General features: G+C 72.2%; 13 protein-coding genes. 11 read left to right on the forward strand and 2 right to left on the reverse strand.

Annotated elements, in window-relative coordinates; translation table 11 throughout:
* Positions 1–72 precede the first annotated feature (72 nt).
* The 4 genes from AB0B01_RS15930 (at position 73) to AB0B01_RS15945 (ending at position 4,207) form a co-directional block, all read left to right on the forward strand.
* Entirely contained in the window at positions 73–1,212 is a 1,140-nt protein-coding gene (locus AB0B01_RS15930) for a 5-(carboxyamino)imidazole ribonucleotide synthase (RefSeq protein WP_361718327.1), read from the forward strand.
* A complete protein-coding gene (purE, locus tag AB0B01_RS15935; protein WP_361718330.1) occupies positions 1,209–1,745 on the forward strand; it encodes a 5-(carboxyamino)imidazole ribonucleotide mutase in 537 nt (178 codons plus the stop codon). The genes AB0B01_RS15930 and purE overlap by 4 nt, the downstream gene beginning before the upstream one ends.
* 53 nt (positions 1,746–1,798) lie before the next feature.
* Positions 1,799–2,971 carry a dipeptidase gene (locus tag AB0B01_RS15940; RefSeq protein ID WP_361718402.1) on the forward strand — a complete coding sequence of 391 codons (1,173 nt, stop codon included), beginning with the start codon at positions 1,799–1,801 and terminating at the stop codon, positions 2,969–2,971.
* 147 nt (positions 2,972–3,118) lie between these two features.
* Entirely contained in the window at positions 3,119–4,207 is a 1,089-nt protein-coding gene (locus AB0B01_RS15945) for a membrane dipeptidase (protein ID WP_361718333.1), read from the forward strand.
* Between the two features lie 65 nt (positions 4,208–4,272).
* Here AB0B01_RS15945 and AB0B01_RS15950 read toward each other — a convergent pair whose 3' ends face one another.
* Positions 4,273–5,616 (reverse strand): UDP-glucose/GDP-mannose dehydrogenase family protein, encoded by a 1,344-nt coding sequence (locus tag AB0B01_RS15950; protein ID WP_361718336.1) that lies wholly within the window; start codon positions 5,614–5,616, stop codon positions 4,273–4,275.
* A gap of 194 nt (positions 5,617–5,810) precedes the next feature.
* Between AB0B01_RS15950 and AB0B01_RS15955 the strand changes: the two genes are divergently transcribed.
* Together AB0B01_RS15955 and AB0B01_RS15960 are read left to right on the forward strand one after the other, a co-directional pair.
* The gene (locus AB0B01_RS15955; RefSeq protein ID WP_361718339.1) at positions 5,811–6,968 is read left to right on the forward strand and encodes an acyl-CoA dehydrogenase family protein; all 1,158 of its coding nucleotides are present in this window, start codon (positions 5,811–5,813) and stop codon (positions 6,966–6,968) included.
* Between the two features lie 112 nt (positions 6,969–7,080).
* Positions 7,081–8,163 carry an NDP-sugar synthase gene (locus tag AB0B01_RS15960; RefSeq protein ID WP_361718405.1) on the forward strand — a complete coding sequence of 361 codons (1,083 nt, stop codon included), beginning with the start codon at positions 7,081–7,083 and terminating at the stop codon, positions 8,161–8,163.
* 59 nt (positions 8,164–8,222) lie between these two features.
* On the opposite strand, the gene AB0B01_RS15965 is transcribed toward AB0B01_RS15960, so the two are convergent.
* Complete coding sequence (locus AB0B01_RS15965; protein WP_361718342.1) at positions 8,223–9,707, reverse strand: peptidoglycan recognition protein; 1,485 nt, start codon at positions 9,705–9,707, stop codon at positions 8,223–8,225.
* On the opposite strand from AB0B01_RS15965, the gene AB0B01_RS15970 reads away from it, so the two are divergent.
* The 5 genes from AB0B01_RS15970 to AB0B01_RS15990 all read left to right on the forward strand — a co-directional run bounded on the left by AB0B01_RS15970 (position 9,706) and on the right by AB0B01_RS15990 (position 15,875).
* The gene (locus AB0B01_RS15970) at positions 9,706–9,861 is read left to right on the forward strand and encodes a hypothetical protein (protein ID WP_361718345.1); all 156 of its coding nucleotides are present in this window, start codon (positions 9,706–9,708) and stop codon (positions 9,859–9,861) included. The genes AB0B01_RS15965 and AB0B01_RS15970 overlap by 2 nt on opposite strands.
* Positions 9,848–10,600 carry a TIGR03089 family protein gene (locus tag AB0B01_RS15975; protein WP_361718348.1) on the forward strand — a complete coding sequence of 251 codons (753 nt, stop codon included), beginning with the start codon at positions 9,848–9,850 and terminating at the stop codon, positions 10,598–10,600. The genes AB0B01_RS15970 and AB0B01_RS15975 overlap by 14 nt, the downstream gene beginning before the upstream one ends.
* A 233-nt stretch (positions 10,601–10,833) precedes the next feature.
* Entirely contained in the window at positions 10,834–12,060 is a 1,227-nt protein-coding gene (locus AB0B01_RS15980; RefSeq protein WP_361718351.1) for an LCP family protein, read from the forward strand.
* Positions 12,061–12,295: 235 nt separating this feature from the next.
* A complete protein-coding gene (locus AB0B01_RS15985) occupies positions 12,296–14,038 on the forward strand; it encodes an LCP family protein (RefSeq protein WP_361718354.1) in 1,743 nt (580 codons plus the stop codon).
* A 151-nt stretch (positions 14,039–14,189) separates the two neighbouring features.
* Entirely contained in the window at positions 14,190–15,875 is a 1,686-nt protein-coding gene (locus AB0B01_RS15990; protein WP_361718357.1) for an LCP family protein, read from the forward strand.
* The last annotated feature ends 42 nt before the right edge of the window (positions 15,876–15,917 follow it).

Here is a 15,917-nt window from a genome sequence, read left to right on the forward strand (position 1 = left end):
GACGAGCCACATCGGCGAGTACGGGCCAGGGTCCGGTCCGGATGGCGGAATACCGGCGGATACTCTGGAGGGGTGACGTTCCCGGTAGTCGGCATGGTCGGCGGCGGACAGCTCGCCCGCATGACCCACGAGGCGGGTATCCCCCTCGGCATCAGATTCAAGCTCCTCAGTGACACCCCACAGGACTCGGCGGCCCAGGTCGTGAACGACGTCGTCATCGGCGACTATCGCGACCTGGAAACGCTGCGCGCCTTCGCGCGCGGCTGCGACGTGATCACCTTCGATCACGAGCACGTACCCACCGAACACCTGCGGGCCCTGGAAGCGGACGGCATCCCCGTCCGCCCGGGGCCCGACGCCTTGGTGCACGCCCAGGACAAGGGGGTGATGCGCGCCAAGCTCGACGAGATCGGCGCGCCCAGCCCCCGCCACCGGATCGTGAGCGATCCGGCGGACGCGGCCGCCTTCGCGGAAGAGGTGGGCGGCTTCCCCGTCATCCTCAAGACCGTGCGCGGCGGCTACGACGGCAAGGGCGTGTGGTTCGTGCGGTCCGCGGAGGACGCGCAGGCCCCCTTCAAGGCGGGCGTCCCGGTCCTGGCGGAGGAGAAGGTCGATTTCGTCCGCGAGCTCGCGGCCAACATCGTCCGCTCCCCGCACGGCCAGGCCGTGGCCTACCCCGTGGTGGAGTCCATCCAGGTCGACGGCGTGTGCGACACGGTGATCGCCCCCGCCCCGAACCTCTCGGAAGCCCTCGCGGGCGAGGCCCAGGCCCTCGCCCTGCGCATCGCCCAGGAGCTCGGCGTGACCGGGCACCTGGCCGTGGAGCTGTTCGAGACCGCCGACGGGCGGATCCTGGTCAACGAACTGGCGATGCGCCCGCACAACAGCGGCCACTGGACCCAGGACGGTGCCGTCACCTCCCAGTTCGCCAACCACGTCCGCGCGGTCCTGGACCTCCCCCTGGGCGACCCGCGCCCCCGGGCCCGCTGGACGGTCATGGCGAACGTGCTCGGCGGGGACTACCCCGACATGTACGCGGCGTACCTGCACTGCATGGCCCACGACCCGCAGCTGAAGATCCACATGTACGGCAAGGACGTGAAACACGGCCGCAAGGTCGGCCACGTCAACACCTACGGCGACGACCTGGACGATGTGCTGGAGCGCGCACGTCACGCTGCCGGCTACCTCAGAGGAACGATCACCGAATGAGCACCGCTACCGCAGGTCCCGTCGTCGGCATCGTCATGGGCTCGGACTCCGACTGGCCCGTCATGGAGGCCGCGGCCCAGGCGCTGGACGAGTTCGAGGTCTCCTACGAGGTCGACGTGGTCTCCGCGCACCGGATGCCGCGCGAGATGGTCGCGTACGGGGAGCAGGCAGCCGACCGCGGCCTGAAGGCGATCATCGCGGGCGCGGGCGGGGCGGCCCACCTGCCCGGCATGCTGGCCTCCGTGACGCCCCTGCCGGTCATCGGCGTCCCGGTGCCGCTGAAGTACCTCGACGGCATGGACTCGCTGCTGTCGATCGTCCAGATGCCCGCGGGGGTTCCCGTGGCCACCGTCTCGGTGGCCGGGGCGCGCAACGCCGGACTGCTGGCCGTACGGATGCTGGCCGCCCACGACCCGGAGCTGCTGGGCCGGATGCGGGACTTCCAGCAGGAGCTGAACGACCAGGCCACCGAGAAGGGCAAGCGGCTGCGCGCGAAGGTGGCGGGCGCGGAGTCCTTCGGATTCGGCAAGTGAGCGCGGCCGGCGAGGCCGGGGCGGGACCGGCGGGGGCGGGCGCGGCCGGGTGGCTGGCCGAGGCCCGCGAGCTGCTCGCCGAGCACCCGGTCGTCGACGGGCACAACGACCTGCCGTGGGCGCTGCGCCAGCAGGTGCGCTACGACCTCGACCGGCGTGACATCGCCGCCGACCAGTCCGTCCACCTGCACACCGACATCCCCCGGCTGCGCGCCGGCGGGGTCGGCGCGCAGTTCTGGTCGGTCTACGTGCGCGCCGACTACGCCGGTGACGAGGCGGTCAGCGCCACCCTGGAGCAGATCGACGCCGTCGCCCAGCTGATCGGGCGTTACCCGGCGGACCTCGCCCGGGCGCTGACGGCGGACGACATGGAAGCGGCCCGCACGGCCGGCCGGATCGCCTCGCTGATGGGCGCCGAGGGCGGCCACTCCATCAACAACTCGCTGGCCACCCTGCGCGCCCTGCACCGGCTGGGTGTGCGGTACATGACGCTGACGCACAACGACACGATCGACTGGGCGGATTCGGCGACCGACGAGCCGCGGCACGGCGGTCTGAGCGACTTCGGCCGCGAGGTCGTCCGCGAGATGAACCGCATCGGCATGCTCGTCGACCTCTCGCACGTCGCGGAGACGACGATGCGGGACGCGATCGCCGTCTCCGCGGCGCCGGTGATCTTCTCCCACTCGTCGGCCCGGGCGGTCTGCGACCACCCGCGCAACGTGCCGGACGAGGTCCTGGCGCAGCTGCCCGCCAACGGCGGGGTGGTGATGGCCACCTTCGTGCCCAAGTTCATCCTCCCGGCGGCGGTCGAGTGGACCCTCGCCGCGGACGAGAACCTGCGGGCGCACGGATTCCACCCGCTGGACACCACGGCCGAGGCGATGGCCCTGCACCGGGCCTTCGAGGCCGAGCACCCGCGCCCGGTGGCGACGGCCGCCACGGTGGCCGACCACCTGGACCACATGCGGGAGGTGGCCGGCGTCGACCACATCGGCATCGGCGGGGACTACGACGGCACCGCCTTCACCCCGGCCGGGCTGGACGACGTGGCCGGATACCCGAACCTGATCGCGGAGCTCCTCGACCGCGGCTGGTCCCGGGCGGACCTGGCCAAGCTGACGTGGTCCAACGCCGTACGGGTGCTGCGCGACGCCGAAGCGGTGGCGCGCGGGCTCTCCGCGACGCGGGGGCCGTCGAACGCCGTGCTGCAGCCGGTCAGGTAGCGGGCCGCGGTACCGCCCGGCGGCTGGGCCATGGGGTGTGACCTGCAGGTTCACCCGAACGCCCCATCCGCCGGGCGGCCCGGCCGCTGCGCGTGTCACCGTGGCAGAACCCCTCTCCCTGCTGCCGCCGAGACCGGAGCGAACGCCATGGCCGACCTGCAGGATGAACCGAACGCCGGGAACACGGCCTACACCGCCGACCCGGCCCCCCTCGGCTCCGTCGGAGCCGAAGACGTGCCCGCCGACGCGGCGGCCGGCGCCCTGGAACGAGCCGTCGAGCTGCTGGCCGTCCATCCCGTGGCGGACGGGCACAACACCCTGGTGTGGACGCTGCACCAGAGCCCGTACCACGACATCGACACCCCGGACGCGGGGGTCGACACCGACATCCCGCGGCTGCGGGCCGGCGGGGTGGGCGCCCAGTTCTGGTCCCTGATGCTGCCGCGGGAGGCGGCGTCCCCGGACCAGGTGGTGTCCGAGACCCTCGAACAGATCGACGGGGCGCTGGCGCTGATGCGCCGCTATCCCGACAGCCTGTGCTTCTCACTGACCGCGAACGACATGGCCGATGCCCGCAACCGGGGGCGGATCGCCTCGTTCCTGGGCCCGGTGCCGGGCCGTACGCTGACCGATTCGCTGGGCGCGCTGCGCGCCTTCCACGCCCTGGGCGTACGGATCCTCGCGCCGGCCGGAGCGCCCTGGGCGCGGGACGAGCTGACGGCCTTCGGCCACGAGGTCGTCAAGGAGATGAACCGGCTGGCGATGCTGGTGGACCTGACCGGCTGCAGCCCGACGGTGGCCTGCCAGCTGACCGGGGCCTCCAAGGCGCCGGTGATCGTCTCGCACACCGCGGCCGCCGCGCTGAACCCCCACCCGGGGAACGTGACCGACGAGGTGCTGCTCGCGCTGCGGGAGGCGGGCGGACTGGCGATGGTCACCTTCGACGCCGCGCAGACCGGAGACAGCCTGCACGCCGTGGCCGACCACGTGGACCACGTACGGGCCGTGGCGGGCCCGCACTGCGTGGGCCTGGGCGCCACCTTCGGCAGCGAGCCGGGCGTCCCGCGCCCGACGGGCCTGACCGACCCCTCGGGCTATCCGCGGCTGATCGCGGAACTCCTCGAACGGGGCTGGCCGGAGACCGACCTGGCCCTGCTCACCTGGGGCAACGCCCAACGGGTCCTGCGCGACGCGGAATTCACGGCCCGCGCAGCCCAGTACCGCAAGACCCCGTAGCGCCCTTTCGACGCACGGACTCCGTCCGTCGGGGCCGGGTCGGCGGGTTCCAGCGCGGGGGCGGTTCAGGCGCGGGGGCGGCCCATCGCGCGGTAGGTCCAGTCGGCCGCGCGCCAGGTTTCCGGGTCCAGGGCGTTGCGGCCGTCGAGGATGAGGCGGTCGGTGACGACGGAGCCGAGCTCGACCGGGTCGAGGGTGCGGAACTCCCGCCACTCCGTGAGGTGCAGGACCACGTCCGCGCCCCGGGCCGCCTCCAGGGCCGAGTCGGCGTAGCCGAGCGTCGGGAAGACGCGGCGGGCGTTGTCCATGCCCTTCGGGTCGTAGACGGTGACCTGGCCGCCCTGGAGGTGGATCTGCCCGGCCACGTTCAGTGCGGGGGAGTCGCGGACGTCGTCCGAGTCCGGCTTGAAGGTGGCGCCCAGCACCGCGACCCGCTTGCCGAGGAAGGCGCCGCCGACGGCTTCCCGGGCCAGTTCCACCATGTGCCCGCGGCGGCGCATGTTGATGGAGTCGACCTCCCGCAGGAAGGTCAGGGCCTGGTCCGCGCCGAGCTCGCCGGCGCGCGCCATGAAGGCCCGGATGTCCTTGGGCAGGCAGCCGCCTCCGAAGCCGATCCCGGCGCGCAGGAACTTCGCGCCGATCCGCTCGTCGTAGCCGATGGCCTCGGCCAGCTTGACCACGTCGCCGCCGGCCGCCTCGCAGACCTCCGCCATCGCGTTGATGAAGGAGATCTTCGTGGCCAGGAAGGAATTGGCCGCCGTCTTGACCAGCTCGGCCGTCGGGAAGTCGGTCACCACCAGCGGGGTGCCCTCCGACATCGGCGTCTCGTACACCTCCCGCAGCAGCTTCTCGCCGCGGTCGCCCTGGACTCCGATCACGATCCGGTCCGGGTGCAGGGTGTCCTGCACCGCGAAGCCCTCCCGCAGGAACTCCGGGTTCCACGCCAGCTCCACGTCCGCGCCCGCCGGGGCGAGCTGCGCCAGCTTCGCCGCGAGCCGCTCCGCGGAGCCGACCGGCACGGTCGACTTGCCGACCACCAGGACCGGCCGGGTCAGGTGCGGGGCGAGCGACTCGATGGCGGAGTCGACGTACGACATGTCGCAGGCGTACTCGCCGTGCTTCTGCGGGGTGTTCACACAGACGAAGTGGACGTCGCCGAAGGCGCCGACCTCCTCCCACGACCGGGTGAACCGCAGCCGCCCCGAGGACCCGGGCAGCCCCGCGACGTGCGCGGCGAGCAGCTCCTCCAGCCCCGGCTCGTACATCGGCACCCGGCCCGCGGCCAGCATCTCGATCTTCTCCGGCACCACGTCCAGCCCGAGGACCTCGAAGCCCAGCTCCGCCATCGCCGCGGCATGCGTGGCGCCGAGGTAGCCGGTGCCGATCACAGTGATCTTGAGGGGGGCCATGGGTGCTCCAGAGGTGCGGGGCCGTCTGCGGCAACCGAGCATAGTCGCGCCCGTCGCAGGGGACGCTCACAGGAGCGCCACCGCTGTCATGCAGCTCACGTGCCCCGTACATATCGCTGCGCGGACGCCGGACACTAAGATTTGGGTTACTTAACGGTAGTTAGCACATGGTTCACCTTGGGGAGTGAGAGATCTTGGCGGGTTCTGCCGACTTCGACCTGTACCGCCCGGCCGAGGAGCACGACATGCTCCGAGAGTCCGTCCGCTCGCTCGCCGAGGCGAAGATCCTCCCGTTCGCGGCCGCGGTCGACGAGGAATCCCGCTTCCCGCAGGAGGCCCTGGACGCCCTGGTCGCCAACGACCTGCACGCCGTGCACGTCCCGGAGACCTACGGCGGCGCGGGCGCCGACGCCCTCGCCACCGTGATCGTGATCGAGGAGGTGGCCCGCGTGTGCGCCTCCTCCTCCCTGATCCCGGCCGTGAACAAGCTCGGCTCCCTCCCGGTGATCCTCTCCGGCTCCGAGGAGCTCAAGGCCAAGTACCTCGGCCCGCTGGCCAAGGGCGACGCGATGTTCTCGTACGCGCTCTCCGAGCCCGACGCGGGCTCCGACGCCGCGGGCATGAAGACCCGCGCCGTGCGCGACGGGGACTTCTGGGTCCTCAACGGCGTCAAGCGCTGGATCACCAACGCGGGCGTCTCCGAGTACTACACCGTCATGGCCGTCACCGACCCGGAGAAGCGCTCCAAGGGCATCAGCGCCTTCGTCGTCGAGAAGGGCGACGAGGGTGTCTCCTTCGGCGCCCCGGAGAAGAAGCTCGGCATCAAGGGCTCCCCGACCCGCGAGGTCTACCTCGACAACGTGCGCATCCCCGCCGACCGCATGATCGGCGCCGAGGGCACCGGCTTCGCCACCGCGATGAAGACCCTCGACCACACCCGCATCACCATCGCCGCCCAGGCGCTCGGCATCGCGCAGGGCGCCCTGGACTACGCCAAGGGCTACGTCCAGGAGCGCAAGCAGTTCGGCAAGCCGATCGGCGACTTCCAGGGCGTGCAGTTCATGCTCGCGGACATGGCCATGAAGATCGAGGCCGCCCGCCAGCTGACGTACGCGGCCGCCGCCAAGTCCGAGCGCGTCGACGGCGACCTGACCTTCTTCGGCGCCGCCGCCAAGTGCTTCGCCTCCGACGTGGCCATGGAGGTCACCACGGACGCGGTCCAGCTGCTCGGCGGATACGGCTACACCCGTGACTACCCGGTCGAGCGCATGATGCGCGACGCCAAGATCACGCAGATCTACGAGGGCACGAACCAGGTCCAGCGCATCGTCATGGCGCGCAACCTGCCGTAGCGGCACCGTCGGCCGGGGGCGGCGGCGTGATTCCGCCGCCCCCGGGCTGCGAGGCCCCCCGGATGGGCTAACTTTGGACCTTCGGACTCCCGAACCGGGTGGGGAGAGGCAAATTTTGGAAGCGATCCTGCTGGTCGGGGGGCAGGGGACGCGTCTGCGCCCCGTCACGGTCAACACCCCGAAGCCGATGGTGCGCGCGGCCGGCGTGCCCTTCCTCGCCCACCAGATAGCGCGGGCGGCGGCAGCCGGCGTCACCCACATCGTGATGGCCACCTGCTACCTCGCCGAGGTCTTCGAGCCCTACTTCGGCGACGGGTCCGCGTTCGGCGTCAGCCTCGAATACGTCGTCGAGGACGAGCCGCTCGGCACCGGCGGCGCCATCCGCAACGCGGCGCAGCGCCTGACCGGCGGCCCCGACTCCCCGGTCCTCGTCTTCAACGGCGACATCCTCACCGGCCTGGACATCGCCGGCCTCGTCGACTCCCACCGGGCCGCCGCCGCGGACGTCTCCCTGCACCTGGTGCAGGTCGAGGACCCGCGCGCCTTCGGCTTGGTGCCCACCGACCCGGACGGGCGGGTGCTGGCCTTCACGGAGAAGCCGCAAACGCCCGAGGAGATCATCACCGACCAGGTCAACGCCGGCTGCTACGTCTTCCGCCGCAGCGTGATCGACTCGATCCCGGCGGGCCGCCCCGTCTCGGTCGAGCGCGAGACCTTCCCCGGGCTGCTCGCCTCCGGCGCGAAACTGCACGGCGTCACCGAGAACACGTACTGGCTGGACCTCGGCAAGCCCGAGTCCTTCGTCCAGGCCTCCGCCGACCTGGTGCGCGGCGTCGTCGCCTCCCCGGCCGTCCCCGGCCCGCGCGGAGAGGCACTGGTCCTGCCCGGCGCGAGTGTCGCGCCCGGGGCCGAGCTCTCCGGGGGCACCGTCGTGGGCGCGGGCGCCCGGATCGGGGCGGGTGCCGTGGTGCACGGCTCGATCGTGCTCGACGACGCGGTCATCGGAGCGGACACCCGGGTCCGGGCGAGCCTGATCGGTGTCGCCGCCTCGGTGGGCGCGCGTACGGTCCTGGAGGGGGCGGTCGTCGGCGACCGCGCCGTCGTGGGGTCGGACAACGAGCTGCGCGGAGGAGCCCGCGTGTGGTGCGAGGCCGAGCTGCCGTCCGCGGCGGTGCGCTTCTCCTCCGACCGCTGAACCGCGAGGGCCCCGGAGGATCTCCCCGGGGCCGTTCGGCCTGATCCCGAAGACAGCCCCTACGGGCGGCCCTGGAGCTTGGCCGAGGAGACGCGGGTCGGGGGCAGCTGCCCGTACAGGAGGCGGCCGGGGCATTCCGTGGCGAAGCCGTCGCGGTGCCCCGAGATGACGTTCATCTTGACGTTGGTGCCCTTCGCGAAGCGGTTGCCGCCGCCCGACTTGAGGGTGGTCTTGGCGCGCGGGTCGCGGTTGAAAAGGCCCAGCTTCCACGCCGTCAGGCGGGCCACCGCACTCACCGCGGCCGCCGGCGGGGTGGTGCTCGTGTACGTGCCGAGCACCGCGATGCCCATGCTGTCCGTGTTGAACCCCATGGTGTGCGCCCCGAGGACCGCCTTCGCGACGCCGCCCGCCCGGCCCTCGTAGACGGTTCCGCACTTGTCGACGGCGAAGTTGTAGCCGATGTCGCGCCAGCCGCTGCTGACGACGTGGTACCTGTACAGGCTGCGGAGCACCGCCGGGGCGTCCTTGCAGGCGTAGTTGTTGCCGGAGGCGGTGTGGTGCACGAAGGCCGCCTTGACGGTGTTCGTGTAGACGAAGCCCTTCTCGCGCAGGTTCTCGTCGGCGCCCCAGCCCTTGCGGGTGATGATCCTCGGCCGCGGGCCGATGTAGGGGCGGGAGGCCGCGGTGAGTTCGCCGTCGCTCGCCAGGATCGCGTCGGCGGTGGAGTCGGCCTTGTCGAGGGCGGTGATCTCGGTCGCGCCGAGCGGGGCCAGGGGGACGTTGGCGGAGGAAGCCTCCGCCATCTCCATGGTCATGCCCGGCAGGGTCACCACGTCGCCCTTGTCGTCGCCCTCGGGGTCGTCGACCGCATCCACCGCATCCACCGCATCCACCGCGCCGGCCGGGCCGGTCGCGCCGTCGGGGTCGTCCGCGCCGTTCTTGGCGTCGACCACCGTCACCGGGTCCGTCGCGCCCGGGTCGACCAGTTCGATGCGCATGCCCGACGGGAGCCGGTGCGCGGCGGAGGCGCGCAGGCCGGGCGCCGCGGGTTCGGCCTGGACGCGGACCTCCACGGCGTCGGAGTCGCCCACCCACAGGGGGGCGGTGCTGCCGCGGACCCGGCCGGAGCCGCGCTCGGCGGCGTCCGGGTCGGCGGCGTGCTCGCCGTTGTGGGTCTCCAGGTCCTGCCAGTCGGACCAGGTCCCCGTCGCCGCGGAACGGGTGCGGACCTGGACGCGGCCGGACAGCTCGGTGCCCGCGTCGTCCCAGACCACGCCGACCAGCGAGAACCTCTTGACCTCGTGCGGGGTGAGGCCCCGGGTCTCGGGCAGCCGTGGCGAGGCGCTCATGCCGGGTACGCCGGGAGACCGGTCGGCCGAGGGCCCCAGGGGGACGAGCGGCAGCGACTGGGTCGACCCCGCGGGGGTTACCAGGGAGGCTGCGGACGGGGACGCGGCGGCCTGGGCCGGAGTGGCGAGCGAGAGCGGCAGGGCCAGTGCGGCCGCGGTCGCGACGGCGATCGAGGAAGCAAGGAATCCACGCATGGAAGAGATGCTGTGCACGCACACCCCGGGCCGCCATTCGAGAACTGACGGCCCGTCCGGTCAGCGGGCCCCCGCGCTCGCCCGTACGGAGCAGTCGCCGACGGCCGTACGGGGGGAGGGCGCCGCGTACGCTGGGCCGGGTGAACGCCACTGACCGCACCCCTGCCGACCTGCTGCGATCCGCGCTCGCCGCCGATCCGGGCCGCCCGCTCGTCACCTTCTACGACGACGCCACGGGCGAGCGCGTCGAATTGTCCGTCGCCACCTTCGCCAATTGGGTGGCCAAGACCGCCAATCTGCTCCAGGGCGACCTGGGCGCCGGGCCCGGTGACCGGCTCGCCCTGCTGCTGCCCGCGCACTGGCAGAGCGCCGTGTGGCTGCTCGCCTGCGCCTCGGTCGGGGTGGTCGCCGAGGTGGGCGGCGACCCGGCCGACGCCGACCTCGTGGTGAGCGGGCCCGACACCCTGGAGGAGGCCGCGGCCTGCTCCGGCGAGCGGATCGCGCTCGCGCTGCGTCCGCTGGGCGGGCGGTTCCCGCAGCCGCCCGCCGGGTTCGCGGACTACGCGGTGGAGGTGCCCGGACAGGGCGACCGGTTCGCTCCCTTCGTCCCCGTCGACCCGGACGGCCCGGGGCTCGTCGTCGGCGGTGAGGAGCTCTCGTACGCACGGATCGTCGAGCGGGCCCGTGAGGACGCGGCGGAGCTCGGCCTGGGCGAGGGCTCCCGACTGCTGTCGGGGCTCGGCTACGACTCCTGGGAGGGACTGTCGGCGGGCCTGTACGCGGCCCTCGCAGCGGGCGGGTCGGTCGTGCTGTGCCGGAACCTGGACCGGCTGTCGGCGGACGGCCTGGCCCAGCGGACCGAGAGCGAGCGGGCCACCCACACGGCCCGGTAGCCCCCGGGCCGCCCCGCCCCTGCCGGCGCCGGGCCCGTCACGCTGCGTTGCCCCTCGTCACCCACTTCGCCCAGCCGCGAACTCGGGCGATTTGTCACCCGTACGGCCCTTGACCGGGCCCTGCCCCCGGGCCGCCGCGGCACCCCGGGGGCAGGATCGGCACAGGTCGTGCGTACACCCGTACGGCCCGCAGGTCACCACACAGCCACGAGCGGTGAGGGGACGGTAAGCGAGTGACGGACAGCGCAGGCATACCCGGCAGTACCGGCGCCGCCGGAGGCTCCCCGGAGCCCCCGCGCAGCCGCCGGCGCCGACTGCTGCGCTGGATCGGGCTCGCCATGGTCCTGCTGGTGCTGGGCGGGACGGCCGCGGGCTGGTGGATCTACTCCAAGCTCGACGGGAACATCACCCAGGACACCTCCGCGGCGGCCGAGCTGGAGCGCTACGAGCGGGAGCGCCCGACGCGCCTGGCGGGCGGCTCGCAGAACATCCTGCTGATCGGCTCGGACTCGCGCTCCGGCAAGGAGAACGCCCGCTACGGGCAGGACCAGGGCACCCAGCGCTCGGACACCGCGATCCTGCTGCACCTGCCGGCCGACCGGAAGAGCGCGACGGCGGTCTCGATACCCCGGGACCTGATGACGCGGATCCCGAGCTGCCTGACACCGGGCGGCAGCCGCACCTCCGAGCAGCTCGCGCAGTTCAACTGGGCGTTCCAGTGGGGCGGGGCCGCCTGCACGATCCGTACGGTGGAGAAGCTCACCGGGATCCGGATCGACCACCACATGGTGGTGGACTTCGGCGGCTTCAAGAAGATGGTCGAGGCGGTCGGCGGGGTGGAGGTCTGCCTCAAGCAGCCGATGAACGACCCCGAGGCCCGGCTGAAGCTCCCGGCCGGCCGGCAGACCCTGCACGGTGAGCAGGCCCTCGGCTTCGTCCGCGCCCGCTACAGCCTGGGCAACGGCAGCGACACCGACCGGATGGCGCGCCAGCAGCAGTTCCTCGGCTCGCTGGTCAAGAAGGTGCAGAGCAGCGGGGTGCTGCTGAACCCGGCGCGGCTGTACCCGCTGCTGGACGCCGCGACCTCCTCGGTGACCACCGACCCGGGGCTGGCCTCGCTGCGGGACCTGTACGAGCTGGCCCGCGGCATCCGGGGGATCCCCACCGGTCAGGTGAGGTTCCTGACCGTGCCCCGGAGGCCGTACGCGGCCAACCCGAACCGGGACGAACTCATACAGCCCGCGGCGACCCGGCTGTTCGAGCAACTGCGGGCGGACCGGCCGCTGACGGTGACCCCGCCGAAGGCGGCGGCGCCGCAGCCGACCGGAACCGGCCGGAAGCCGGGCGCCCCGCAGGGCGCCCGCGACGGGGCGAGCCCCTCCCCGTCGGGAACCGGTACGGCCCCCGCACCCGTCCCCACCTTCACCGGAACCACCGCCGACGCGGCCGACTGCCGGTAAAGCAATCGCCAAACGCGGCCCCCGAACCAGCCCCGAACCAAGAGGCTTGGGAGTTTTGCCCCGTTATAAGGGGAGTGGAATTTGTCACCAGCATGGTTTGGAGCAGACCGGGGCGGATAAGGTGAGCGATCCGGTGCCCCGGCCAGCAAAGAGGCCGTGCACCAGCAGCCGGATCGTTGACCGGGCGCCTTGGGGGAGGCGCGTCGCGAGGCACCGACGGAGGATTCGAGCAACCGTGGATGCGCAAAGCCGTGGGCGGGCAGACGAGATCGACCCCGCAGACCAGTGGGTACTCAACCCCCGCACCGGCAACTACGAACTGCGACTGGACCGCTCCGCTGCGCAGCAGCAGCCCCCCGTCGCTGCTCCCCGCAGACCCTCCTCGGCCCGCCCCGGCGCGCCGGCCGGCCCCAAGCCCTCCTCGCCCTCGCCGTCCCCCGCGGTCCCCGGGCCGCGCCGCGGCGACGGCCCGCCCGGGCGGCGCACCGGCCGCAAGGGCGGCGGCGGAGGCGGGCGCCGCAAGAGGATCCTGGTCATCACCGGCGGCACCCTCGCCTTCCTGCTGGTCGCGGGTTCGGTGGGCGCGTACCTCTACTACGACCACCTGAACAACAACCTCAACGTCACGGACGTCGGGGACGCGGGCACGGGCGGGTTCAAGAAGGACCAGCCCATCAACATCCTGGTCATCGGCACCGACAAGCGCAGCGGCGCGGGCAACGAGGGCTACGGGGACGCGGAGAGCGTCGGCCACGCCGACACCACGATCCTGTTCCACGTCGCCAAGGACCGCACCAACGCGACCGCCCTGTCGATCCCGCGCGACCTGATCACGAACGTCCCGGCCTGCCCGACGAAGCAGCCGGACGGTTCGACGAAGACCGTCCCGGCCACCAAGGGCACCCGCTTCAACACGAGCCTCGGCCAGGAGGGCCGCGACCCGGGCTGCACGATGCGCACGGTCAAGGAGCTCACCGGGATCACGGTCGACCACTTCATGATGGTCGATTTCAACGCGGTGAAGGTGCTGAGCACGGCGGTCGGCGGTGTGCCCGTGTGCCTCGCCAAGCCCGTCGACGACAAGGACTCCAAGCTGAAGCTGGACGCGGGCGAGCACCGGCTCCAGGGCGAGGACGCCCTGGCCTTCGTCCGGACCCGGCACGCCCTCGGGACCGGGAGCGACCTCGACCGCATCAAGACCCAGCAGCAGTTCCTGAGTTCGATGATGCGCGAGATGAAGTCGAAGGAAACGCTGACCAGTCCGAAGAAGTTCTTCTCCCTCGCCGAGGCGGCCACCAAGTCGCTGACCGTGGACTCGGGGATAGGGTCCATCGACAAGCTCACCAATCTGGCGGGCGAGTTGAAGGACATGAACCTGAAGAACGTCACCTTCACCACCCTGCCGGTGCTCGACAACCCGGCCGAGCCCCCGGGCAAGAAGGCGACCGTCGTCGTCCAGACGGCGCTGGCCGACCCGCTCCTGCAGATGATCCGCAGCGACGTCTCGCTCACCGAGGTCGAGCAGAAGGAGCAGGCCGCCAAGGACGCGGCCGACGCCGCGACCAAGGCCAAGCAGGACGCCCTCCTGCAGGGTGAGCGCGCCGCCGCCAAGGACGTACGGGTGGACATCTTCAACGGAGGCGGTCCCGGCGGCTCCGCCTCCACGACCCTGACCTGGCTGCAGAACAGCAAGGGCGTGACCAGGGCCAGCAACCTCGGCAACGCGCCCGCCAAGGTCGACGCGACCCAGCTGGAGTACGCGCCCAACCAGGCCGACCAGGCGCGGGCGTTGGCGGACATGATGGGCCTGCCGGCCTCGGCGCTGAAGATGGGCTCGGCGGACGCCGCGCCCAAGACCCCGATGAAGCTCACGCTCGGCGCGGACTTCAAGGGGGCGGGGATCTCGCTGACGGCGCCGCAGAAGGCGCCGGAGGACATCCAGCGGGTCGAGGCGGACAAGGCGGTCTGCGCCAAGTAGGCGGAGCACGCTGGACGGCCGGGCCCGCCCGGCCGTCCTGGCGAGCCCGAGAACGAGTACGGCGATCGACGGCCGGCCGACCACCGGCCGGTCACCGACCTGTGCCGGTACGACCGGCACACAAGAGCAGAGTGATCTTGAGGGGGGACGCGTGAGGCACAGCAGCGTGCGGGGGGAGGGGGCGCCCGCCCAGACCGCCGGTGGAACATCCGGCGGTGGCGCGGAGGCGCCGGGAGCCGTTCCCCCACCGCGGAACGGCGGGGGCCGCGGCGCCACGCCGCCCCGGCGGGGACGGCGGCGCATACTGCGCTGGGTCGCCTCCGTCCTGGCGTTCCTCATACTCGGGACGGCGGCGGCCGGCTACCTCTACTACCGCCACCTCAACGGCAGCATCAAGACGGACCCGCTGAACCTCGGCGAGAACAAGCTGGGCGGCTCCAAGCCCAACGCCTTCGGGCAGACCCCGCTGAACATCCTCCTCATCGGCTCCGACGCCCGTGACGACGCGGCCAACCAGGCCCTCGGCGGGGCCAAGGACACCTTCGACGGCCCGCCGCTCGCGGACGTGCAGATGCTGCTGCACCTGTCGGCGGACCGCAGCAACATGTCGGTCGTCTCGATGCCGCGCGACACGATGCTGATGATGCCGAAGTGCACCGAGCCGAACGGCAAGGTCCACCCGGCCAGCAGTCGCCTCGTCCAGACCAACGAGTCCCTCAGCCGCGGCGGCCCGGGCTGCACCGTCGCCGCCTGGCAGGAACTGACCAAGATCCCGATCGATCACTTCATGATGATCGACTTCAAGGGTGTGGTGACGATGGCGGACGCCATCGGCGGCGTACCGGTCTGCGTCCAGCAGAACGTGGAGTCGCGCACCAAGGACGGCAAGGGATCCGGTCTGAAGCTGTTGGCCGGCGAGAACGTCATCCAGGGCGAGCAGGCCCTCCAGTGGCTGCGCACCCGTTACGGCTTCGAGGACGGCACCGACCTCGGCCGCACCCACGCCCAGCACATGTACATGAACTCCATGGCCCGCGAGTTCCGCAAGAACGCCAAGCTCAGCAACCCGGTGAAGCTCAACAGCCTGGCGCAGGCGGCCATCAAGGCCATGGTCGTGGACCCCGGCCTGAACAAGATCGACAAGCTGTACGACCTCAGTATGGAGCTCAAGAAGGTCCCCACCGGGCGGATCACGATGACCACCATGCCGTGGGTGTACAGCACCCGGGAGGAGGGCCGGGTCGAGCCCAAGCCGGGCGAGGCCGAGGACGTGTTCCGGATGGTCCGCGAGGACATCGCGCTCGACGGCAAGGGGTCCGGGAACCCGGCCGCCACCCCCTCGGCACCGCTCGCCTCGGGTTCTCCGGCGGCGCCGTCGCCTTCCACCGCCCCGTCCCAGCCCGCCGCCATCCCGGCCGCGCCCCCCGCGAAGGTCGCGGTCACGGTGCGCAACGCCACCGGCGGCAAGGACGGCAGCCAGGCCAGGGTCAAGGCCCGGGCCGACACGGTCGCCTCGCTGCTGGCCGCCAAGGGCTACACGAAGGCGACCGCCAGCGCCCAGGCCGCCGCTGAGGACACCACCGTGATCCGCTTCTCCGCTCCGGGCCAGGCGGCCGACGCGACGGCCCTGGCCACCGCCCTCGGCCTGCCGGCGAGCTCCGTGGAGAAGTCCGACGACGTCACCGGCATCACCCTGTTCGTGGGCAAGGACTGGCGGACGGGCGACGCACCGACCCCGCCGCCGCCCGCCCCGACCAAGGCCCCCGACTCCGCGCGCCCGCTCAACGGGGACAACGACAAGGAGTGCATGGCGATCCAGCCGGGCTTCACCTGGTAGGGCCGCGAGCAGAACGCGAAGGGGCCCGGTGGTGCTGTCGGA

It is taken from the genome of Streptomyces sp. NPDC044571 (assembly GCF_040647115.1).
Taxonomy (GTDB): Bacteria; Actinomycetota; Actinomycetes; order Streptomycetales; family Streptomycetaceae; genus Streptomyces.

Excerpts from the sequence above, each read along its gene's own strand:
- AB0B01_RS15965 (WP_361718342.1), bottom strand. The coding sequence starts at position 9,707 with ATGCGTGGATTCCTTGCTTCCTCGATCGCCGTCGCGACCGCGGCCGCA.
- purE (WP_361718330.1), top strand. The coding sequence starts at position 1,209 with ATGAGCACCGCTACCGCAGGTCCCGTCGTCGGCATCGTCATGGGCTCG.
- AB0B01_RS15945 (WP_361718333.1), top strand. The coding sequence starts at position 3,119 with ATGGCCGACCTGCAGGATGAACCGAACGCCGGGAACACGGCCTACACC.
- AB0B01_RS15970 (WP_361718345.1), top strand. The coding sequence starts at position 9,706 with ATGGAAGAGATGCTGTGCACGCACACCCCGGGCCGCCATTCGAGAACT.
- AB0B01_RS15950 (WP_361718336.1), bottom strand. The coding sequence starts at position 5,616 with ATGGCCCCCCTCAAGATCACTGTGATCGGCACCGGCTACCTCGGCGCC.